A 19,775-nucleotide genomic window follows, 5' to 3' on the forward strand; every position below is an offset into this window, starting at 1 on the left:
GCCCTCGGTCGCCATGGGACCCGGCAATGTTCGTTTAGTGGATGGGTATGACGGAAAACGATATATTCGCCTCGGAGCGCTGGGCGGCGTCCCCCCGCCCACCCGCTCAAGTCCTTGACCGGCTCTGACCCCCTTGAGCCGTCAAGGGCGCCCCCACCGTAGAGGCGTCAGGAACGCGCGGCGGCCATGGCCGTCGTGGCGACGAACAATTCGGCGATGGCGATCCGTCGGGCAGCCCGGTGCAGGGTCGCCGATTCGAGCGTGCCGTCGGGTCCGCGGTTCAGGTCGACGTGGAGCACCCCGGCCGGTGTCCCGAGTCGCAGCAGCGCCGGCGCCGCACCGTGCAGAGCGCGGGCGACCGTCCCCTCGGCGATCGTCGATGCCGCTGCCACGGCGACTGCCGAGGTCAGCCCGATGGCCGGATGGGGCGCAAGCATGGACAGCATCCGCACGGACACGTCGTAGTCGTCGGCGCGCACGGTCTCCCCGGCAGTGGTGCGGTAGTCGCGCGGCGCACCGACGATGCCGACCTTGGGGATGGCATGGCTGATGGGGTCGCCGGGCTTGGACAAGCCCATCCGCAGCGAGGCCTCTTGCCGCAGGGTCACCAGGAGCGGGACCTGCTCGGCGATGACGGAGTTGTCCTCGGCTCCGGTCAGGCCCAGATCGGCGGCGTCGAACAGTGCGGCGGGGGCGCCGGCCGTCACCATCGTGGCGGCGTAGGACCGACCCGCGACGCAGACTCGGTCGACGGGGTTGCCCGTCGGCAGGAGGGCGCCGCTGGACAGCCCGGTGAAGGTGAGGCCCACGGGCACCCCGAGGGCCGTGGTGCCCGGCACGGGAGCGTTGCCCTCGGTGGGAATGGCGCCGCCGGGGGTGGCGATCTCGGCGGTGAGGACGGCGCCGGTGTTTTGATTGCGCATCCGCACCGTGGTGACGGCGTCGTCGACGGCGACGAGGCCCGTCTGCAAGGCGTAGAGGCCGATCGCGGTGGCGCAGTTGCCGCAGTTGGAGCCCCACTCGACGCGGCGGTCACCGATTGCGACCTGGGCGAACAGGTAGTCGACGTCGACGCCGGGTGCCGCGGCGCGCCGCACGATCGCGGCCTTGGAGGTGGTCGAGCTGCCGCCGCCGACCCCGTCGAGTTGGCGGGGATCTCCGGAGCCGAACGCCGAGATGAGCAGCGGGTCCAGCCCGCCTGCCTCGGCGACGAGCGGGTCGACGTCGACGGCGTTGAACAGCCAGCACTTGCTGGTACCGCCCCGCATCCACGTAGCGCGAAGTGTGAGCATGTCAGGCCTGACCTTTCTGCACGGCGGATGGTGGCGTGCTTCCACTGTGGCCATGAAGGGGATGAAGGACAATCGCAGATTGGGCGACTGGTGTTAAGCGCTGCTTAAGCCTTTGCGGCTGTCAGAGCAGGGTGGGGACGACCACCAGGACCAGCCAGCACAGGGCGGGCGCAACCGCGACGACGACGCCGGAGTTCAGCAGCAGCTGCCGGTAGAACCGCGGCCGGGCGATGCCCTGGGCGTTGGCCAGCACCAGTGCGCCGTTGGTCGAGAAGGGCGAGACGTCGACCACCGTGGCCGAGATGGCAAGTGCGGCAACCACTCCCACGATCGGCAGCGCGCCGGTGTGCAGCAGGGGCAGCGCCATCGGGATCACCGCGGCCATCAGCGCGGTGGAGGAGGCGAACGCCGAGGTGACGCCGATGACGTAGCAGAGGACCACGGCGACCAGCAGCGGGGCGCCGATCGTGATGGCCATCGTGGCGAGGTGGTCGATGGTGCCGACTTCCTGCAGCACCGAGATGTAGGTGATCATGCCGGCGACGAGGAGGACCGTCGACCAGCTGATGCCGGCGATGGCCTCGTTCTGCTTGGACAGGTCGGTGAAGGCCAGGACCGCACCGGCCGCGATCGCGATGAAGCTGATCGGCAGGTGGAACACCAGCACCAGCACCAGCACGATCCCGATGAGGGCCAAGGTCAGCTTCTGGACGCGGGTCACCGGGGTGGGCGCGGCGTCGAGGAGGACGTCGGTCTGCACGGGCCGGGTCAGCAGTCCGGTGCCGCCTGCGCCACTGCCGCCGCCGGTGGGTGCGTGGTCGCGGGAACCCGCGCCGCCACCGGTCCCTGTGGGTTCCTCGGCGATGGCCGAACCGGTGGCGCTGAATTCGAGGTTGCGGGTGCGGGCCAGGGTCGCGTAGCCGACGACGGTGAGCACCGACAGCAGCAGGTTGACGCCGTAGCTGGCGAAGAACAGGGTCCAGGGGTTGATGCTCAGGCCGCTCTTCTCGACGATGTCGCAGACCAGCACGCCGGACACCGAGATGGGGGAGAACGCTCCGGCGTGCGCGCCGTTGATCGTCATGATGCCCATGACCAGCGGACTCATCTTGGTCCGTGCGGCGAACGACATGGCGGCCGGGGAGATGAGGGCGACCGCGGCGGGACTGAAGGTGCCCAGCGCGGTCAGCACTGATGCGCAGAAGAAGAACACCCACGGCACGACGGTCACGCGCCCGCGGACCGCCCGGATGCAGGCGTTGACCATCAGGTCGATCGTGCCGTTCTTCTTGGCCATGCCGAAGAAGTAGGTGACGCCGATGATCGTCAGCACGATCGAGCTGGGGAACGCGGCGAGGATTTCCTTGTCGTCGTACCCGAGCATGAAGGCGCCGACGCCGAATGCGCCGATGAAGCCGAGGATTCCGATGTTGATCGGAAAGAAGGTGGCGATGACGAACATCGCCACCAGGGCTATCAGGGGTAGTACTTCGACAGAGGTCATGGTGTGCTCTCAGTTCCCGAGACGGTGGCGCATCCAGACGGGCCTCGAGCCGTCAGGTGAGAACGGCGTCGTGCTCGGTGTCACACGCTCCATTGATGATTACGTAGATCACAGTAGGAACGACCCGACTTAACGACAATGTCGAGTTGATACAGTGCACTTAAATTTTTCTTAACCCTTGTAGGACGGTCGTCATGGACACCAACCGCATGTTCACGCTCCGCGAGGTCGCCACCCACGGCTCCATCACCGCCGCGGCCGACGCCCTCGGCTACACCACCTCGGCGATATCGCAGCAGATTGCGAAGCTGGAGAAGGAAGCCGCACAGCCGTTGCTCGAGCGCCATGCGCGCGGCGTGGTGCTGACCGAGGCGGGGCGCGCGGTGGTGCGCCACACCGAGCGGATCCTGGTCGAATTGCAGGCTGCCGACGCCGAACTCGCCGAGATACGCGGGTTGCGTGCTGGCGTCCTGGCGATCGGCACCTTCCCGACGGCCGGCTCGTCGCTGCTGCCGCTGGTGGTCAAGGAGTTCAAGACCCGGCATCCCGGTGTCGACCTGACGGTGCTCAGCGGCCGGTTCTCCCGACTGGTCGACTCGTTGCGCAGGCGGGAGACCGAGTTGTCCCTGCTGTGGGACTACGAGTGGAACAGGATCGAGGACCCGACCTTGACCTGTCACCACCTGATGAACGATCCGACGATGCTGCTGGTGTCCGAGCGCCACCGCCTCGCCGACCGCGACTCGATCAGCATCGGCGAGCTGCGGGACGAGGCGTGGGTGGTGCGCGCCGACGACCATCCGGTGGCCCAAACGCTCGAAAAGCTGTGCCAGCAGGGCGGTTTCACGCCGCGAACCAGTGTGTTCGCCCACGATTACGGAGAGGTCCAGGCAATGGTCGCAGTAGAACTCGGCGTCGCGATCGCACCGCGTCTGGCGGTGCTGAACCCGCGGCCGGACGTGCGGTCGATCAAGCTGGCGACGCGCCCGCCGCAGCGCCGCATCCTCATCGCCCACCTCGCCGAGCGACGGCTCAGCCCCGCGGCCCACGAGGCGATTGCCGTGAGTGCGGCGGCAGCGCGCCAGCTGGAGGAGGGCTTCGACCAACGGTGACGTGCGCGGTCGACGGATCCGGCCGATCCTAGGAGTGCGGCGCCCATTGTGTCCGCACCGCTGCTGACCGATGCTCGAGGGGACCGAAGGGACGTCCATGAAGCGAACGAGTCTGGGTGGCCTCGACGTGTCGGCTCAAGGCCTGGGCTGCATGGGGATGAGCGAGTACTACGGATCCTCGGACTGGGACACCAGCATCGCCACCACCGGCCACGCCGTCGACGTGGGTGTCACCCTCTTCGACACCGCCGACCAGTACGGCGCGGGTCACAACGAAGTGTTGTTGGGTCGCGGGATCGCCGGGCGGCGTGACGACGTGCAGATCGCGACCAAGTTCGGCATCGACCGCAGCAGCGGCGACGACAAGCGTGTGCTCCGTGGCGACCCGCCGTACGTCAAGCGGTCCTGCGAGGCCTCGCTGTTGCGGTTGGGCGTCGACCACGTCGACCTCTATTACCTGCACCGGCCGCCGCAGAACGCCGAGATCGAGGACACCGTGGGGGCGATGGCCGAGTTGGTCCAGGCCGGCAAGGTTCGGTACCTGGGTCTCAGCGAGGTCGACGCCGAGCTCCTGCGGCGAGCTCACGCGGTGCATCCGATCGCTGCGGTGCAAAGCGAATACTCCTTGTGGACAAGGGATGTCGAGCAGGTCACGCCGGTGATGGCCGAACTGGGCATCGGCCTGGTGCCCTACGCGCCGCTGGGGCGGGGATTCCTCACCGGGTCGGTGCACGCCGCGACGCTGGACGCCGACGACTTCCGGGCCCGCAACCCGCGATTCACCGGGGAGGCGGGCCGACGGAACCAGGTCATCGCCGACACCGTCCGCGCCATCGGCGAGCGGCTCGGCGTCCTGCCCGCCCAGGTCGCGCTGGCCTGGGTGTACGCCCAAGCGCAGCGGCTGGGCGTCGCGGTCGTCCCGATTCCCGGCACCCGCCATGCGGAGCGACTCGACCAGAACGTCGCCGCTCTCGACGTCGAACTCGACGACGCCACGCTGGCCGAGCTGCAACCCCTCAGCGACATGGTCGCCGGCGGACGCTACACCGAACTCGGGGTGCGCTAGGCGCGGGTCGGCATACTGTCGCAGTGCACCTCGACGAACTCGACCGCAGGATCGTGGGAGCCCTGCAAGTCGACGGCCGGGCGTCGTGGCGGCGCATCGCCGAGGTGCTCGAGGTCTCCGTCAGTACCGTCACGCGCCGCGGGATGGCGCTGCTGAATTCCGGTGCCGTCCGCGTGGTCGCGTTGCCGACGACCACCACCACCGCGATCCTGGAGATCACCACCACGCCGCAGCGGGTCGACGCCGTCGCCCGCGAACTGGCCACGCGGCCCGACACGATCTTCGTCTACGTGCTTGGTGCGCCGGCACGCATCGTGGTGGAGGCGCACCAGCCCAGCGGCGGCGCCCTGGCCCGTGCGGTCATCGACGAGCTTCCCGCAGTCGACGGCGTCACCGCAGTGTCGGCCAGCCCCATCCTCGACTACTACCGAACCCTCAGCTCCTGGATGCCGGGTCAACTCTCGCCGGCCGAGACCGCCGCGATCAACGGCTCATTCGGTCGACAACCGCCGGCCTCGATGCTGAAGCTTGGTGACGCCGATCAGCAGATTCAGGACATTCTGGAGGCCGACGGGCGCGCGGCCGTGACCGACATCGCGGCCGCGGTCGGCCAGTCCGAGACCAGCATCCGTCGGCGTCTCGGCGGCTTGATCGGCACCCGAATCGACGTCCGCGCCGTCGTGGCACCCACGCTTCTCGGCCTCGACGTCTCGGCCTTCCTGTGGGTGCGGACGACCCCGGCGGCCGTGCCGCACGTCGCCGCAGACCTCGTGGCAAGTCCCTTCGTGCGCTACGCCGCGATGACGATGGGGGAGCACCAGTTGGTGGTCGACGTCGCCGTCGAGACCCTGGAGGACTTCCGGCGGTTCGTCACCGAGCAGCCGTGGACGTCGACGGTGGAATCCGTCCGGTCCTCACCCGTGCTCGCCGCGTACAAGCGCAGTGGCATTCGCGTGGAGGAGCGCAGCGCTTTTCGTCGTTGACGGCGGCCAAACGAACGATTTCTGCCGTTCTCGCCGATCAAACGAGGCATTCCGGCTGTCTTTGTGTGTACGGTGACGCATTACGACCCGTCTAGGAGCCCCGCGATGATCCTGTACCGAAACGCGCGCATCTTCACCGCGGCCGAGCCCGCCTGGGCTGAGGCGATGGTGGTCGCCGACGGGCGCCTGCTCTACGTGGGCGACGAGGCGTCGGCCGCCAGGCACGCCACCGGGGCCGAGGCAGTCGACCTGGGTGGCGCCTTCGTTCTGCCCGGCTTCATCGACGCCCACACGCATCTGGTGCCGTTCGGCGAATCCCTGGGGCACGTCGACCTCATGGGAACCCAGAACCTCGACGACATCGCCGCGCGGGTCACGGCTGCCGCCGCGGCCGACCCCGAAGCCCCGCGGATCATGGGACGCAACTGGCTGGCGACGTCGATCCCCGGGCGCATCCCCGACCGTCACATGATCGACGAGATGGAAGCCGACAGGCCGGTATACCTCGACGCCTTTGACTCGCATTCGATGTGGGTCAACACCGCAGCGCTGCGGGAACTCGGAATCGACGACGACACACCGGATCCCATCGGCGGTCGCATCGCCCGCGATCTGGAGACCGGCGTCGCCACCGGCATGCTCTACGAGACGGCGTCCTTGCAGCTGGCGGCGAGCTTCTTGACCTCGACGGTCACCGACGACGACCGCGATCGTGCGCTTCGGTCGGCCTTCTCTCGGTACCTGGCGTCCGGGGTGACTGCCGCGGTCGACATGGCCCTGCGGCAGGCCGAACTGGAAACCCTTGAGCGCCAGCTCGATCGGGGCGACGGCACGTTGCCGATCCGCGTCGCCGCACACTGGTTCGTCGACCTGTGTGCGACCGAAGCCGAGAACGTCGCCCAGGTTCGGTACGCCGCGGAGCTGGCCAAGCGCCTGAACGGGCCGTGGTTGCGGGTGACGGGCATCAAGGTGATGGTCGACGGCGTCATCGACAGCTGCACCGCGGCGATGAAGTCGCCCTATGCCGACGGCAGCCACTGCGGCCCGATCTGGAGTCTGGAGGCGCTCGGTCCCGTCGTGGCGGCGGCCGACGCCGCCGGTCTGCAGGTCGCCATGCACGCGATCGGCGACGAGGCGTCCGACATCGCGCTGTCGGCGATCGAGCACGCGCACGCCGTCAACGGCCCGCGTGCGCGGCGCCACCGCATCGAACACCTGGAATCCGTGACGCCGGACAACATTCGGCGCCTCGCCGGCCTTGGCGTGGTCGCATCCATGCAGCCGGTGCACGCCGATCCCGCGGTCGCCGAGAACTGGGTGGCCATGCTCGGTGACGAGCGCGCCGAGCGTGGTATGCCGTGGCCCGAGATCACCTCGGCGGGTGGGGTGCTCGCCTTCGGCACCGACGCGCCCACCGCGCCCCATGCGCCGCTGCCCAACATGTACGTGGCCACCACCCGATGCTCGGCGCTCGTGCCCGGCCTCGGCCCCAACATCCCGGAGTACGCGCTGCCCCTGGCCGAAGCGCTCGCCCACGGCACCAAGGACGCGGCCTTCGCCTGTCGCTGGGACGAGCTGACCGGACAGCTGGTAGCCGGCAAGGCCGCCGACTTCGTCGTCCTGGACCGCAATCCGTTCACCGGCGAGCAGATCGAGCTGTTGACCACCAACGTCACCTCGACCGTCGTGGCGGGCGAGCCGGTGTCACCGCAGCCGTGACCGAGACCGATCCACTCGTGATGCGCAGCGCGCGCGAGCAGCTGCGTGGGCTGCAGGCACGAGAATTCTCCGCACGCGAACTCCTCGACGCCCACCTTCGACGACTGGAGCGGCTGAACCCCACGGTGAACGCCGTGGTCTCGATGGACCCGGACGCCGCGTTTCGAGCGGCCGACGAGGTCGACGCCGCCCGCGCCGCCGGATCCGCGCTCGGACCGTTGGCGGGTCTGCCGATGTCGATCAAGGACACCCACGCCACCGCCGACCTGCGAACCACCTACGGCTCGACGTTGTTCGAGCACAACGTGCCCACCGCCGACGACGAGATCGTCGCCCGCCTGCGCGCGGCCGGCGTCGTCATCCTTGGCAAGACCAACGTGCCCGAGTTCGCGGCCGGATCGCACACCTTCAACCCCGTCTTCGGGACCACGCGCAACCCGTACGATCTCACCCGTTCCGCCGGCGGCAGCAGCGGCGGCGCGGCCGTCGCGCTGGCTCTGGGATTCCAACCGCTGGCCGACGGCAGCGACATGGGCGGCTCGCTGCGCAACCCGGCGTCGTTCTGCAACGTCGTCGGGCTGCGGCCCACCCCGGGCCGGGTGCCCGACCCCGCCGCGGGGTTGCCGTACTTCCCGTTGTCGGTGATGGGTCCGATGGCTCGCACGGTCGCAGACGTGGGACTGATGCTGTCGGTGATCGCCGGGCCGCATCCCGCGGATCCCCTTGCGCTCGGCGAAGATCCGAGCTCACTCGCCGACGTCGTCCCCGCAGACCTCCGCGGGCTTCGGGTGGCCTGGGCGCCCACGCTGGGCGGGCGGATCCCGGTGGAGTCCGAGGTCTCCCATGTGCTCGACGAGGCGGTGGCGGTCTTCGGCGCCCATGGCGCCCACGTCGAGGACGCCTGCCCCGATGTCGACGGCGCCGACGTCGTCTTCCGGACGCTGCGAGCCGCCGAATTCGACCATGCCTGGGGCGATGTGGTCGACCGCCAACCCGACGCGGTGAAGGCCGACATCGCCTGGAACGTCGAGCAGGGTCGCAAGCTGACCGGGCGCGAGGTGACCCGCGCGCTGGCGGAGATGACGCGCCTTCGGCGTGCCGCCGACCGCTTCTTCGACGACTACGACGTCCTGATGTCGCCGGCGGCCCAACTGCCGCCGTTCGACGCAAACCTCCTGTGGCCCAACGAAGTAGCCGGCACTACGATGACGAACTACCTGGACTGGATGGCGTCGTGCTACCTCATCACGGCCCTCGGTGTGCCCGCGATGTCGGTGCCGGCGGGCTTCACCCCCGACGGCCTACCGGTGGGATTGCAGGTCGTCACTCGGGCGCGTAGCGAAGCCCGGCTGATGGGCATCGCCGCGGCGTTCGAAGAAAGGACGGGGCACGGCAGGCGCACCCCGCCTCTCCTCGAGATCCCCTGAAGGGCTTAGTTGTTGCCCACCGGCGGGGTGCTGCCCGCGGGTCCGTACGGGCCGTTCTGCGCGCCGTCGCTGATGCTCGGGGGCGTGGCCTGGTTGGGGCCGGTCGACCCCTGGACTCCGGTGCTGCCACCACCCTCGGTGGATGACGTCCCGCCCGAGGACGTCCCGCCGCTGGCGTCGGTTCCTGGGACGACTTCGGCGGGCTCGACGGGCTGCAGGCCCACCCATCCGAGCAGATCCTCGAAGTTGCTGTTGTAGATGACGCTGTCGGGGTTCTCGCCGACGACGTCGAAGTACAGCTTGCCGCTGGATGTGCCGCCCGGACCGAGGGGTGCTCCACTCAGTGTGGACACGGGCAGCATCCGGTAGTCGGTGCCGTTCGCGCTCCGCGCGAGGAAGTTGTTGGGTTGTGGCGTAACGGATCCCACGACCGCCGTCGTGGTGACGTTGGCCTCGTAGAGTCGTCCCGCGAGTGGGTAGGGGACGGCGTCACGGCTGGGCTTGAGGTTCTTCACCGTGTAGCCGATCTCGCTGCTGAAGTCTCCGAGGTTGTAGAAGTCCTTGAGTGTCTCCTGCACCCCGAAGCCCTTGATGTTGTTGATCGCCGCGGCGGGGGCCACCGACGAGACCCCGAATAGTGCCGCGGTGCCGATCATTACACCGGCGATCTTTTGAACGTTGCTGGTTTTCACGTGTGTTCCCTTCGGTGCGCCGAATGCGCTTGATGACCGTCGGAGGCGTGTTGCCCGGAGGGAGGGGACGCAAACGAAATGACGCGAGCCGTAAGAAATGTCGTCAGGACGGCGACGGCGTCGTCGTGGTGGGCATCTGCTCGGTGGTGGTCGTGATGCCGCCGCCTGCGCCGCTGCCACAGCCGGCGAGCACCAGGGACGTCGCCAGAACCGCCAGTACTCGCCGCATGTCCTCAGCCTAGGCACGACCCGACCAAGATCGCCACGACGAAAGTTCCACGGGACGCGGTTGAGGTAACCTCATTAGAGGTACTACCTAGTTGACGAGCGAGGAAGGGGCCGGCATGGATCTCGGTGTGTGGGGACTTCTGACGATTCTGGCCGGTCTGGCCGGGCTGACCTTCGCGGCCTGCGTCTTCGTCTATTTGCGCAGGTTGGACGGCCGTACGCCGGCTCCACTCGGCGAGGAAGTCGGCGCCCACAAGGCCGTCCTCGCCAAGTTGCGCAAGGGTGAACCGATGACGCAGGACGAATTCGTGTACGCCAGGGAACTCGTCGACGACGCCCGCTCGCCCCTGGCCCTGGCCATCCCGGCAACCCTGTTCTGCTGCGGGTTCTTCTACGTCGTGGGGTGCCTGTACGAACTGCACGTCTACGGCGGCAACCCGTCGTTCCGCACGTTCGTCGGTGGCATCCCCATGCTGTCGTCGATCAACATCGCCGTTCAGTTGCGCAAGGTCGCCCGGTTGAAGCGCAAGCTGGCCGACGTGCATCCCGACCGCGAATCCGTCAGCGCCTGACCGAGGTCACCGCGGGGTCGCCGTCCTCCCACAGCGGCAGCTGACGATCCGAGCGCTCGTCGCGCGGCCAGTACCGTGCGGGCCGTGGACGCACCACCTGCGGCCACCAGAACCACCGTCCGAGCAGAGCCGCGATCGAGGGCGTCATGAACGAGCGCACGATCAACGTGTCGAAGAGCAACCCCAGCGCGATGGTCGTGCCGATCTGACCGAGGATCCGGAGGTCGGCGAACACGAACGACGCCATCGTCGCGGCGAACACCAGACCGGCGGCGGTCACGACCGAGCCGGAACCCGCCATGGCCCGGATGATGCCCGTGTTCAGCCCGGCGTGGATCTCCTCCTTGAACCGGGATATCAACAGCAGGTTGTAGTCCGAACCCACGGCCAACAGCAGAATGATGGCCAGCGCCAACACGATCCAGTACAGGTCGATGCCCAGCAAGTCCTGCCAGATCAGCACCGAGAGGCCGAACGAGGCGCCCAACGACAGCGCGACGGTCCCGACGATGACGAACGCGGCCACCAGGGAGCGGGTGATGAACATCATGATGAGCAGGATCAGACTCATGGCCGCGATCGCCGCGATCATCAGGTCGTACTTCGCGCCGTCCTGAATGTCCTTGTACGTGGCGGCGGTTCCGGCCAGGTACAGCTTCGACCCGGCCAGCGGGGTGCCCTTGACGGCTTCCTGTGCCGCGTGCCTGATGCCGTCGATGTGCGAAATACCCTCTGGCGTAGCGGGATCGCCGTCATGGGTGATGATCATCTGGGCGGCCTTGCCGTCCGGTGACAGGAACAACTTCAGCCCGCGCAGGAACTCGGGGTTGGTGAAGGCCTCGGGCGGCAGGTAGAAGGAGTCGTCGGTCTTGGAGGCGTCGTAGGCCTGACCGAGCGCCGTCGAATTCTTCAGGTTCGCCGCGGACTGGTCGTTGATGCCGGAGTTGGTGGCGTAGTTCGTCATCGTGAGGTCGCGGTTGGTCTGCTGGTTGGCCAGCTGAGGAGGGAACAGCGCCAACAGCTTTGGTTGCAGCGCGTCGAGTTTGGCGATACTGCCCGCGACGTCACCCAGCTGATCGGTCAGCGCGTCGATGCCGTCGAGGGCGTCGAAGATCGACCGCAGCGCCGCACACACCGGGATGTCGAAACAGTGTGGCTCCCAATAGAAGTAGCTGCGCAGGGGACGGAAGAAGTCGTCGAAGTTGGCGATCTTGTCCCGGAGGTCCTGTGCCGTGGCGACGGTCTGCTGAAAGGCCTTGGCTTGCTCGTCGGTCACCGCCGCGGACTGCTGCTGCAGGGCGTACTGCTCGCGCAGCACCCTGACGCCGTCGTCGATGGTGGCCACCTGCTTGAGCAGGTCGGCGGCGCGGGCCTGCTGGAACGGCAGGTTCTGGATCTGCGCGGAACTGCCCGCGCTGATCTGGAACGGGATCGAGGTGTGGTCCAGTGGCGTGCCCAGTGGGCGGGTGATCGACTGCACCTGCGCGATGCCGTCGGTGTGGAAGACGGCCTTGGCGACGCGCTCCAGCAGGATCATGTCGGTGGGGTTGCGCAGATCGTGGTCGGCTTCGACCATCAGCAACTCGGGGTTGAGGCGCGCCTGGGAGAAGTGCCGCTCGGCCGCCGCGTAGCCGACGTTGGCCGGGGCGGTGGCGGGGATGTAGGGCCGGGCGTCGTAGCTGGTCTTGTAGGCCGGCAGGGCGAGGAGGCCGATGAGGGCCACGGCGACCGTCGCCACCAGGATGGGCCCCGGCCAGCGGACGATGGCCGTGCCGATGCGCCGCCAGCCACGGGTCTGCAGGGGCCGGGCGGGTTCGAAGAGGCCGAAGTGCCGGCCAATCGACAGCAACGCGGGGGCCAGCGTCAGCGCGGCGATCACGGCGACGAGCACACCGGCGGCGGCGGGCACGCCGAGGCTCTGGAAGTAGGGGAGTCGGGTGAAGGTCAGACAGAACACCGCACCGGCGATCGTCAGCCCCGAGCCAAGGATGATGTGCGAGGTGCCCCGGTACATCGTCGCGTAGGCGCTCACGCGGTCCTCGCCGGTGAGGCGGGCTTCGTGAAAGCGGCCGAGGATGAAGATCGCGTAGTCGGTGCCCGCGGCGATGACCAACAGCGTCAGCAGGTTGGTCGAGTAGGTCGACAGTTCGATGATGCCCGCGTTCGCCAGGACGGCGACCACGCCGCGGGAGGCGGTCAGCTCGATCATGACGGTGAAGATGACGACGAACACCGTGGTGAGGCGGCGGTAGATGAAGAAGAGCATCAGCGCGATCACGCCGAGGGTGATCAGCGTGGTCTTGAGGGTGCCTTGCCTGCCGACCTCGAATTGATCGGTGACCAGGGGTGCGGCGCCGGTGACGAACACCTTCACCCCCGGCGGCGGCGACGACCGGTTCACGATGTCGCGAATCGAGTCGACGGACTGGTTGGACAGCGATTCGCCCTGGTTGCCGGCGAGGTTGACCTGCAGCAGCGCGGCCTTCCCGTCGGAGCTCTGGGAGCCGGCCGCGGTCAGCGGGTCGCCCCAGAAGTCCTGGACGTGCTGGACGTGGGCGGTGTCCTGCAACAGCTTCTTGACCAGGTCGTCGTAGTAGCGGTGCGCGTCGGCGCCGAGTGGCTGCTGGCCCTCCAGGACGATCATCGCGGCGCTGTCGGAGTCGTACTCCTGAAACTTCTTGCCGATTTCCTTGCTGGCCTGCAGCGACGGCGCATCCTGTGGGCTCAGCGAGACGTTGTGGGCCTCGGCGACCTTCTCCAGCTGCGGCACGAACACATTGGTGACCACGGCGAGCGCGAGCCAGAACAGCACGACCAGCGGGGCGTAGCGGCGAATGCCGTGCCCCACGCGGTCGGTGCGGGTGGGGCGCTCGGCCTGGTGCGTGCTCATCCCGACTTGTCCAGGCAGTAGGTGTAGGCGTTCAGCGTGTTCACCGTTCTCTCGTCCTTCACCACGTCGTCGATCTTGATGCGACAACCCAGGGTGCTGCTGTCACCCTGAGCTGCGACGTTGACGAAGACCGAGGGTTGAGTGGTCGTGGCGTCGTAGGCCCAGGGCAGCGGTACGCCGTTGGCGACCTGGGGCTGGGCGTTGACGTCCAGGTAGGTGATGGTTGCGACCGTGCCGGGCGGGCCGAAGACCTCCAGTACCACGTGCTTGGGGTTGAACGGGACGATCTCGTTGGCGCCTGCGCTCGGGGTCGAGACCACGTCCTGGGACGCGAAGATGCTCTGCAGGCGGTACACGGCGAAGCCGGCCACCGCGACGACGAGAATCGCAACCAGCGTCATCCAGCGTCGACCCAGGCGCCGTCCAATCGAAATCCCGTGCAAGCGTGGCCCTTTCGGCGAGCTGGGGCATGCGGACGGTGGTAGGCGGGGTGCTGGTGAAGAGTCGTTAGATTAGCTAGATGGACAGTACGATACGGGACCGTACGCCGCAACGAATACGGCGGAATGGGCTCCCAAGTACAGCCCATTCACAGGTGACGGCGCCGCAGATCACGATTGGATATCGGAAAGATTACCGATTGGGGTGCGACACCCCGTAAAGTGCTCTCGTGGGCAGGCATCGGCTGGAGACGCGTCGGCGTAGACCGCCGCTGTTGCTCGCCGGCGTCGTGGCCTCTCTCGCGGTACTCGCGACAGCCGGTGCCAGCCCTCGTGCCGTGGTCGTCGAGGACGTCGCCGAGTCGGTTCCACTGCCCGCCACGCCGTGTTGCCTGGAGGTGGTGCCCGCGTCCGAGGGCGTGCACCCGGCCGCTCCCGCCAGTATGGCGCTGTTCTCCTCCGCCTCGCCCGCCCGTACCGTGGCGGCTCCGGTGGCTGCCTCGCGGTGGCGGGTACTCGACCTGCACCGGATCCTCCCCAAGGGCGTGGCCCCCGAGGCCGGTCTGCAGGTCAAGACCATCTTCCTGGCGCGCAGCATCAGCGTGGTGTTCCCCGAGATCCACAGCATCGGCGGCGTACGAGCCGATGCGCTCCGCTGGCACCCGGACGGTTTGGCGCTCGACGTGATGATCCCGAACGCGAGTTCACCCCAGGGCATTGCGTTGGGTAACAAGATCGTGGCCTACGCGCTGGAGAACGCGGCGCGGTTCTCACTGCAGGATGCGATCTGGCGCGGCGTCTACTACACGCCCAGCGGTCCGCAGAATTCCGGCGCCGGGCACTTCGACCACGTGCACCTCACGACGTTCGGCGGGGGATACCCGTCTGGCGACGAAATCTATTACCGCTGAACGTATTTGGGGCGGGTCGCACTAAGCGACGACGGCCTCGGGCACCAGGTTGGGCACCTCGACGCGCAGCGGCGCGATCGAGCTGATGCACGCATGTGTCAAGTGCCCGAACGGGTGGTCGCAGACGGGGCAGCCCTCGTCGAAGTTGGCGACCTCGCTGCGGCGCGCTGTGAACATTTCGACGATCCAGCGCCCCATGTGAACTCCCCCGATACCAAACCACTCCCAGATATGGGACAAACTTAGCTGCCAGCTACCCGGCCGTCAATCACGTATCCACGAGTTTCAAACATCGAATTCGACGCACGTCTGAAAGCGGTCGACGTCGCGCGGAAGGTCAGGGCCGGCCGTCGTGCTCGGTGCGCAGCTCGTCGCGATGCTCGAGGACCGCGGCATCCGCGGCCAGCTCGCCCAGCACGGTGGCGCCGCCGAGCAACCGCCGGTCGCCGCGAAACTTGCGGGAGAAGATCGCCACCATCGCGGCCAAGGCGAGCGCGACGAGGATCGCGACGACGATCAAGACGATCGAATTCGTAGTCACACGGTGCCTCGGATCCTCGGTGGGCCTCCAGTACACGCGGATATCGCCAAGGTGTCAATTTCGTTGACACACGGGCGAAATCGAACCCTTGTCGGCTGGTCGCGTACGGTCTAACCGACGAGTCGGCATCCCGGCTCGATGCATGACCATGCCTCGGGAGGGCCACGTGAGCGAACTCAGCCTCGGCGTCATCGCGCACACGCGCAAGGAGAACGAGTACCGGCTGCCGATCCACCCCGAACACCTCGACCGCATCGACTCGGACGTCATCGGAAAGGTCTACCTCGAGCGCGGATACGGCGAGCACTTCGGCATCTCCGACGACGACCTCGCGGCGTCGGTCGCAGGTGTGCGCACCCGGGAGCAGTTGATCGCCGAGTGCGACGTCATCCTGCTCGCCAAGCCCGACGCCGACGACTTGGCCGAATTGCGCGACGGACAGATCCTTTGGGGTTGGCCGCACTGCGTGCAGGACGCCGAGCTGACCCAGCAGGCCGTCGACCGGCACCTGACCTTGATCGCGTTCGAGGCGATGAACCTGTGGGGTGAGGACGGCTCCTTCAAACTGCACGTCTTCCACAAGAACAACGAAATGGCGGGCTACTGCTCGGTACTGCACGCGTTGCAGGTCATCGGGTCGACCGGTACCTATGGGCGGCGGCTGCGGGCCGCGGTGATCGGCTTCGGCGCCACGGCGCGTGGGGCGGTCACGGCGCTGGGCGCCATCGGTGTTCACGACGTCGACGTGTTGACCAATCGCAGCGTCGCCGAGGTCGCCTCGCCCATCCACTCCGCCAACATCGTGCAGTTCGAGTCCGACGAGGACGGCTCGAGTTTCGCGCTCACCGACGACGGCCGGGTGCGGCTGGCGGAGTTCCTGGCCGAGCACGACGTCGTCGTCAACTGCGTGCTGCAGGACCCCAATTCGCCACTGGTGTTCCTGACCGAAGCGGACCTTCCCGCCTTCCGGTCGGGGAGCCTGCTCATCGACGTATCCTGCGATGCGGGAATGGGTTTCAGCTGGGCCCGCCCGACGACGTTCGACGATCCGGCCTTCGTCGTGGGCGACAACGTCACGTATTACGCAGTCGACCACAGCCCGTCGTATCTGTGGAACGCCGCGACGTGGGAGATCAGCGAGGCGTTGATTCCCTACTTGCCAACCGTTCTGGGCGGGCCTGCGTCATGGGACGAGGACGAAACGGTGCGCCGGGCGATCGAGATTCGCGACGGCACCATCGTCAATCCCGACATCCTCGCATTTCAGCACCGTTCGCCGGAGTATCCGCACGTGCGGTAGCTTCTATCGACGGCCACGGGGGTGGCCGTCGCCGAGGAGCACAGGGTGAGCGTGACGCCATTCGGGCACTACCAGCTGCAGGAGCTGTTGGGCCGGGGTGGCATGGGCGAGGTCTACCGCGCCTACGACACCAGGACCGACCGCGTCGTCGCCCTCAAGGTGCTCCCTCCCCATCTCGCCGAGGACGCCGTCTTTCAGCAGCGCTTCCGCAAGGAATCCCAGGCCGCGGCCAGTTTGAGCGACCCGCACGTCGTGCCGATCCACGGGTACGGCGAGATCGACGGGCGGCTCTACCTCGACATGCGGCTGATCGACGGCAAGACCATGGGCGACATCCTCGCCGAGGCCGACGGGCCGGTCGACCCGGCGCTGGCGGTGACGGTCGTCGAGCAGGTGGCCGCGGCCCTGGACGCCGCGCACGAGGCGAACCTGATCCACCGTGACGTCAAGCCGTCCAACATCCTGCTCACCAAGCACGAATTCGCCTACCTGATCGACTTCGGTTTGGCCAGGACCGCGGGTGAGAAGGGCATGACGACCGCAGGCAACACGCTCGGCACGCTGGCCTACATGGCGCCGGAGCGATTCGACGCGGGTCGCAGTGACGCCCGTTCGGACGTCTACGCGCTGGCGTGCGTGCTCTACGAGTGCCTGACGGGTTCGCGTCCGTTTCCCGCGGACAGCCTGGAACAACAGATCGCCGGACACATGGTGCAGGCCCCGCCGCGCCCGTCGGAGTTCGACTCTCGGCTGGCCGCCTTCGACGACGTCATCGCCAAGGGGATGGCGAAGAAGCCGGCGCAGCGCTATCAGAGCGGTGCCGAACTGGCCGCCGCCGCGCAGCGGGCCCTGCACGCGCCCGTGCGTGGGGGTGCCCGTTCGGGTCGGCATTCGGCGCGCCGCATGCCGACGCACGGCGCGTGGCGGTCGTCCCGGACGGTCGTCACGGTCGTGGCGGCAATCGTGCTGGTGGCGGCCGTCGGCACGTTGGGCGTCGTGCAGTGGCGCACGGAATCCGATGACGAGGGCACTCGGCAGGCGGCCGTCGAGAGCAGCACGGCGCCACCGGACCCGAACCTGCGGGCGGGGGCCGTTCCGTCGATCGCCGCGACGGTTCCGGAGGACGTGCGACGGTCCGGTCGGCTCGTGATCGGCGTCAACGTGCCGTACGCGCCCAACGAGTTCAAGGATTCGCAGGGGCGCATCGTCGGCTTCGACGTCGACCTGATGGACGCGGTCGCACGGATTCTGGGCTTGCAGCCCGACTATCGGGAGACGGCGTTCGCCAGCATCATCCCGTCGGTGCAGGCGAGCAACTTCGACGTGGGCGCGTCGTCGTTCACCGACACCGTCGACCGGGAACGCGACGTCGACTTCGTGACGTACTTCAGCGCCGGCAATCTGTGGGCCCGTCGCGCGGGTACCACCGTCGAGCCGTCGGCGGCGTGCGGGCTGAAAGTCGGTGTGGCGCAAGGTGGTCTGCAGGAGTCGAAGGAGATTCCGGCCAAGAGCGACGAGTGCGCGGCGGCCGGGTTGTCGCCGATCGACATGGTGGTCTTCACCCGGCAGGACGATCTGACCAAGGCGCTGGTGGCCGGTGAGGTCGACGCGATGTCCGCCGATTCACCCGTGACGGGGTTCGCCGTGAAGCTCAGCGCCGGGGTCCTTGAGACGGCGGGGGAGGTCACCGACTCCGCGTCCTACGGCTGGCCGGTGGCGAAGGGGTCCGGGCTGGCCGAGTCCTTGAAGCAGGGTTTGGAGCAGGTGATGAAGACCGGCGAGTACCGGACCATCGCCGCGCAGTGGGGCGTCGAGAAGGGGATGATCGACGCGCCGACGGTCAACGGGGCGGCGCGGTAGGAACGCGCCCAGTTCAGTTCTGCCACTTGACGTCACGACCGCGCGGCCTGCACCGCGATGTTCGCCCCCGGCGGTAGCCTGACGACCGTGGACCTCGTACTCGGCCTGTCGCTCACCACGACGGCACTGCGCTGGGTGCTGGTGGAGGGGACCACGGGCGAGGGCGATCCCGTGGATCGCGGCGAGCTGGACATCACCGAGATCGACGACGTCGACCCCGATCTACTGGCGCGTGCGGTCCTGAATCCCGACGTCATCGCCGGACGCCAGATCCGGGTCGTCGGTGTCACGAGCACCGCCGCCGCGGAGGGTGCCGCGTCCGCCGTCGTCGACGCGTTCGCCGCGCGGGGCCACGTCGTCCCCGTGTCGGACGCGGCCGCCGTCGCCGCCCTTGCCGACGGCGTCGCCGCGCTGACGGACTACGACGACGTGGCCGTCTGCATCGTCGAACCCGACTCGGCCTTCGTCGCCGTGGTCGCCGCGGGCGAGGTGACCGTCGAGCACGTGGCCCGACCCGCCGACCGGGCCGACGCGATCGAGCTCACCAGCAGCGTCGTCGCCGCCCTCGACCGTGCACTGCAGGCGGTCTTCGTCATCGGTTCCGACGACGTGGCGGTGATCGTGTCCGCCGTCGAGGCCGTCACCACCGCACCCGTCTTCTCCGCGACCGAGGCCGATCTGGCCCTGGCCCGCGGCGCGGCACTGGTCGCCGGCCGGACCGTGGACGGGTCGGCGCCTCGGGTGAGCGGTCCGTGGCCGTGGCTGAGGTCGCGCACCGGAGCGTTGACGGCCGTCCTCGCTGCCGCGGTGGTGACGCTGGTCGTGTCGTCGGCACTGGCGATCGGGTTGACGCTGAGTCCACCCGAGCCTGCGACCGTAGCCGAAAACTCAAGTGCCGCACAGCGAAACGATCCGGTCGTGGCCCCGCCGCCACCGGCGCGGCCGGTGGTCGGGCTGGCCGAGATGGCGAATTCGGTCGCCAAGACGATGGTCGTCGCCGCGCCGCCGGCGCCCCAACCGGAGTACGTCGCGCCCCCGGTCGCGCCGCCACCGGCCTACGTGCCACCCGCCCCGGTCTACGTTCCACCGCCGCGGCAGCCCCGACTCCGCGACCGCATCATCGACCGCATCCCGATCATCGGCCGCTTCCACGAGCCCGGCCAGTAGCCGCACGACGATTTTGCGAAAGCGCATGCGCAAGCGCTTGCCTGCCGCATAGGCTCCCGGCATCGCGTGAC

At 68.1% G+C, this 19,775-nt stretch carries 18 protein-coding genes; 10 read left to right on the forward strand and 8 right to left on the reverse strand.

Annotation, left to right across the window (positions count from 1 at the left end):
- Positions 1–167: 167 nt before the first annotated feature.
- Positions 168–1,292: a PrpF domain-containing protein gene (locus H7K45_RS12425; RefSeq protein ID WP_263996109.1), complete on the reverse strand. Its 1,125-nt coding sequence runs from the start codon at positions 1,290–1,292 to the stop codon at positions 168–170.
- A 121-nt stretch (positions 1,293–1,413) separates the two neighbouring features.
- Positions 1,414–2,796 carry an SLC13 family permease gene (locus H7K45_RS12430; RefSeq protein WP_263996110.1) on the reverse strand — a complete coding sequence of 461 codons (1,383 nt, stop codon included), beginning with the start codon at positions 2,794–2,796 and terminating at the stop codon, positions 1,414–1,416.
- A gap of 194 nt (positions 2,797–2,990) precedes the next feature.
- On the opposite strand from H7K45_RS12430, the gene H7K45_RS12435 reads away from it, so the two are divergent.
- The 5 genes from H7K45_RS12435 (at position 2,991) to H7K45_RS12455 (ending at position 9,103) form a co-directional block, all read left to right on the forward strand.
- Positions 2,991–3,908 carry a LysR family transcriptional regulator gene (locus tag H7K45_RS12435; RefSeq protein ID WP_263996111.1) on the forward strand — a complete coding sequence of 306 codons (918 nt, stop codon included), beginning with the start codon at positions 2,991–2,993 and terminating at the stop codon, positions 3,906–3,908.
- Between the two features lie 97 nt (positions 3,909–4,005).
- On the forward strand, positions 4,006–4,974 hold the full coding sequence (locus tag H7K45_RS12440; protein ID WP_263996112.1) for an aldo/keto reductase: 969 nt from the start codon (positions 4,006–4,008) through the stop codon (positions 4,972–4,974).
- Positions 4,975–4,997: 23 nt separating this feature from the next.
- Positions 4,998–5,957: an Lrp/AsnC family transcriptional regulator gene (locus H7K45_RS31485; protein WP_263996113.1), complete on the forward strand. Its 960-nt coding sequence runs from the start codon at positions 4,998–5,000 to the stop codon at positions 5,955–5,957.
- A 105-nt stretch (positions 5,958–6,062) separates the two neighbouring features.
- Positions 6,063–7,676, forward strand: coding sequence for an amidohydrolase (locus tag H7K45_RS12450; protein ID WP_263996114.1), 1,614 nt, complete (start codon positions 6,063–6,065; stop codon positions 7,674–7,676).
- On the forward strand, positions 7,673–9,103 hold the full coding sequence (locus H7K45_RS12455; RefSeq protein WP_263996115.1) for an amidase: 1,431 nt from the start codon (positions 7,673–7,675) through the stop codon (positions 9,101–9,103). The genes H7K45_RS12450 and H7K45_RS12455 overlap by 4 nt, the downstream gene beginning before the upstream one ends.
- 5 nt (positions 9,104–9,108) lie before the next feature.
- On the opposite strand, the gene H7K45_RS12460 is transcribed toward H7K45_RS12455, so the two are convergent.
- Positions 9,109–9,795 (reverse strand): DUF1942 domain-containing protein, encoded by a 687-nt coding sequence (locus H7K45_RS12460; protein WP_263996116.1) that lies wholly within the window; start codon positions 9,793–9,795, stop codon positions 9,109–9,111.
- A 103-nt stretch (positions 9,796–9,898) separates the two neighbouring features.
- Positions 9,899–10,024 carry a hypothetical protein gene (locus tag H7K45_RS12465; RefSeq protein WP_263996117.1) on the reverse strand — a complete coding sequence of 42 codons (126 nt, stop codon included), beginning with the start codon at positions 10,022–10,024 and terminating at the stop codon, positions 9,899–9,901.
- Positions 10,025–10,139: 115 nt separating this feature from the next.
- On the opposite strand from H7K45_RS12465, the gene H7K45_RS12470 reads away from it, so the two are divergent.
- The gene (locus tag H7K45_RS12470) at positions 10,140–10,595 is read left to right on the forward strand and encodes a hypothetical protein (RefSeq protein ID WP_263996118.1); all 456 of its coding nucleotides are present in this window, start codon (positions 10,140–10,142) and stop codon (positions 10,593–10,595) included.
- Here H7K45_RS12470 and H7K45_RS12475 read toward each other — a convergent pair.
- On the reverse strand, positions 10,585–13,485 hold the full coding sequence (locus tag H7K45_RS12475; RefSeq protein ID WP_263996119.1) for an MMPL/RND family transporter: 2,901 nt from the start codon (positions 13,483–13,485) through the stop codon (positions 10,585–10,587). The two genes, H7K45_RS12470 and H7K45_RS12475, sit on opposite strands and share 11 nt — an antisense overlap.
- Positions 13,482–13,886, reverse strand: a complete 405-nt coding sequence (locus tag H7K45_RS12480) for an MmpS family transport accessory protein (RefSeq protein WP_372512532.1) — start codon at positions 13,884–13,886, stop codon at positions 13,482–13,484. Before H7K45_RS12480 ends, H7K45_RS12475 begins: the two co-directional genes overlap by 4 nt.
- Positions 13,887–14,155: 269 nt before the next feature.
- On the opposite strand from H7K45_RS12480, the gene H7K45_RS12485 reads away from it, so the two are divergent.
- Positions 14,156–14,836, forward strand: a complete 681-nt coding sequence (locus tag H7K45_RS12485; RefSeq protein WP_263996121.1) for a VldE C-terminal domain-containing protein — start codon at positions 14,156–14,158, stop codon at positions 14,834–14,836.
- A 21-nt stretch (positions 14,837–14,857) separates the two neighbouring features.
- Here H7K45_RS12485 and H7K45_RS12490 read toward each other — a convergent pair whose 3' ends face one another.
- Positions 14,858–15,034 (reverse strand): hypothetical protein, encoded by a 177-nt coding sequence (locus H7K45_RS12490; protein ID WP_263996122.1) that lies wholly within the window; start codon positions 15,032–15,034, stop codon positions 14,858–14,860.
- Positions 15,035–15,173: 139 nt separating this feature from the next.
- Positions 15,174–15,377 (reverse strand): hypothetical protein, encoded by a 204-nt coding sequence (locus H7K45_RS12495; RefSeq protein ID WP_263996123.1) that lies wholly within the window; start codon positions 15,375–15,377, stop codon positions 15,174–15,176.
- A 148-nt stretch (positions 15,378–15,525) separates the two neighbouring features.
- Between H7K45_RS12495 and H7K45_RS12500 the strand changes: the two genes are divergently transcribed.
- From H7K45_RS12500 to H7K45_RS12510, 3 genes are all read left to right on the forward strand, one after another.
- Positions 15,526–16,677: a N(5)-(carboxyethyl)ornithine synthase gene (locus tag H7K45_RS12500; protein WP_372512559.1), complete on the forward strand. Its 1,152-nt coding sequence runs from the start codon at positions 15,526–15,528 to the stop codon at positions 16,675–16,677.
- A gap of 45 nt (positions 16,678–16,722) precedes the next feature.
- The gene (gene stpK7, locus H7K45_RS12505) at positions 16,723–18,537 is read left to right on the forward strand and encodes a serine/threonine protein kinase StpK7 (protein ID WP_263996125.1); all 1,815 of its coding nucleotides are present in this window, start codon (positions 16,723–16,725) and stop codon (positions 18,535–18,537) included.
- Between the two features lie 87 nt (positions 18,538–18,624).
- Positions 18,625–19,704 carry a DUF7159 family protein gene (locus H7K45_RS12510; protein WP_263996126.1) on the forward strand — a complete coding sequence of 360 codons (1,080 nt, stop codon included), beginning with the start codon at positions 18,625–18,627 and terminating at the stop codon, positions 19,702–19,704.
- Positions 19,705–19,775: the final 71 nt, after the last annotated feature.

Origin of the sequence: Mycobacterium yunnanensis (assembly GCF_025823185.1) — a bacterium.
Classification (GTDB): Bacteria; Actinomycetota; Actinomycetes; order Mycobacteriales; family Mycobacteriaceae; genus Mycobacterium; species Mycobacterium yunnanensis.

What these genes read in the sequence shown, in the direction of transcription:
- H7K45_RS12490 (WP_263996122.1), bottom strand. Translation starts at nt 15,034, where the DNA reads ATGGGGCGCTGGATCGTCGAAATGTTCACAGCGCGCCGCAGCGAGGTC.
- H7K45_RS12470 (WP_263996118.1), top strand. Translation starts at nt 10,140, where the DNA reads ATGGATCTCGGTGTGTGGGGACTTCTGACGATTCTGGCCGGTCTGGCC.
- H7K45_RS12500 (WP_372512559.1), top strand. Translation starts at nt 15,526, where the DNA reads ATGCCTCGGGAGGGCCACGTGAGCGAACTCAGCCTCGGCGTCATCGCG.
- H7K45_RS12450 (WP_263996114.1), top strand. Translation starts at nt 6,063, where the DNA reads ATGATCCTGTACCGAAACGCGCGCATCTTCACCGCGGCCGAGCCCGCC.
- H7K45_RS12430 (WP_263996110.1), bottom strand. Translation starts at nt 2,796, where the DNA reads ATGACCTCTGTCGAAGTACTACCCCTGATAGCCCTGGTGGCGATGTTC.
- H7K45_RS12435 (WP_263996111.1), top strand. Translation starts at nt 2,991, where the DNA reads ATGGACACCAACCGCATGTTCACGCTCCGCGAGGTCGCCACCCACGGC.
- H7K45_RS12475 (WP_263996119.1), bottom strand. Translation starts at nt 13,485, where the DNA reads ATGAGCACGCACCAGGCCGAGCGCCCCACCCGCACCGACCGCGTGGGG.
- H7K45_RS12425 (WP_263996109.1), bottom strand. Translation starts at nt 1,292, where the DNA reads ATGCTCACACTTCGCGCTACGTGGATGCGGGGCGGTACCAGCAAGTGC.
- H7K45_RS12465 (WP_263996117.1), bottom strand. Translation starts at nt 10,024, where the DNA reads ATGCGGCGAGTACTGGCGGTTCTGGCGACGTCCCTGGTGCTCGCCGGC.
- H7K45_RS12440 (WP_263996112.1), top strand. Translation starts at nt 4,006, where the DNA reads ATGAAGCGAACGAGTCTGGGTGGCCTCGACGTGTCGGCTCAAGGCCTG.
- H7K45_RS12480 (WP_372512532.1), bottom strand. Translation starts at nt 13,886, where the DNA reads ATGACGCTGGTTGCGATTCTCGTCGTCGCGGTGGCCGGCTTCGCCGTG.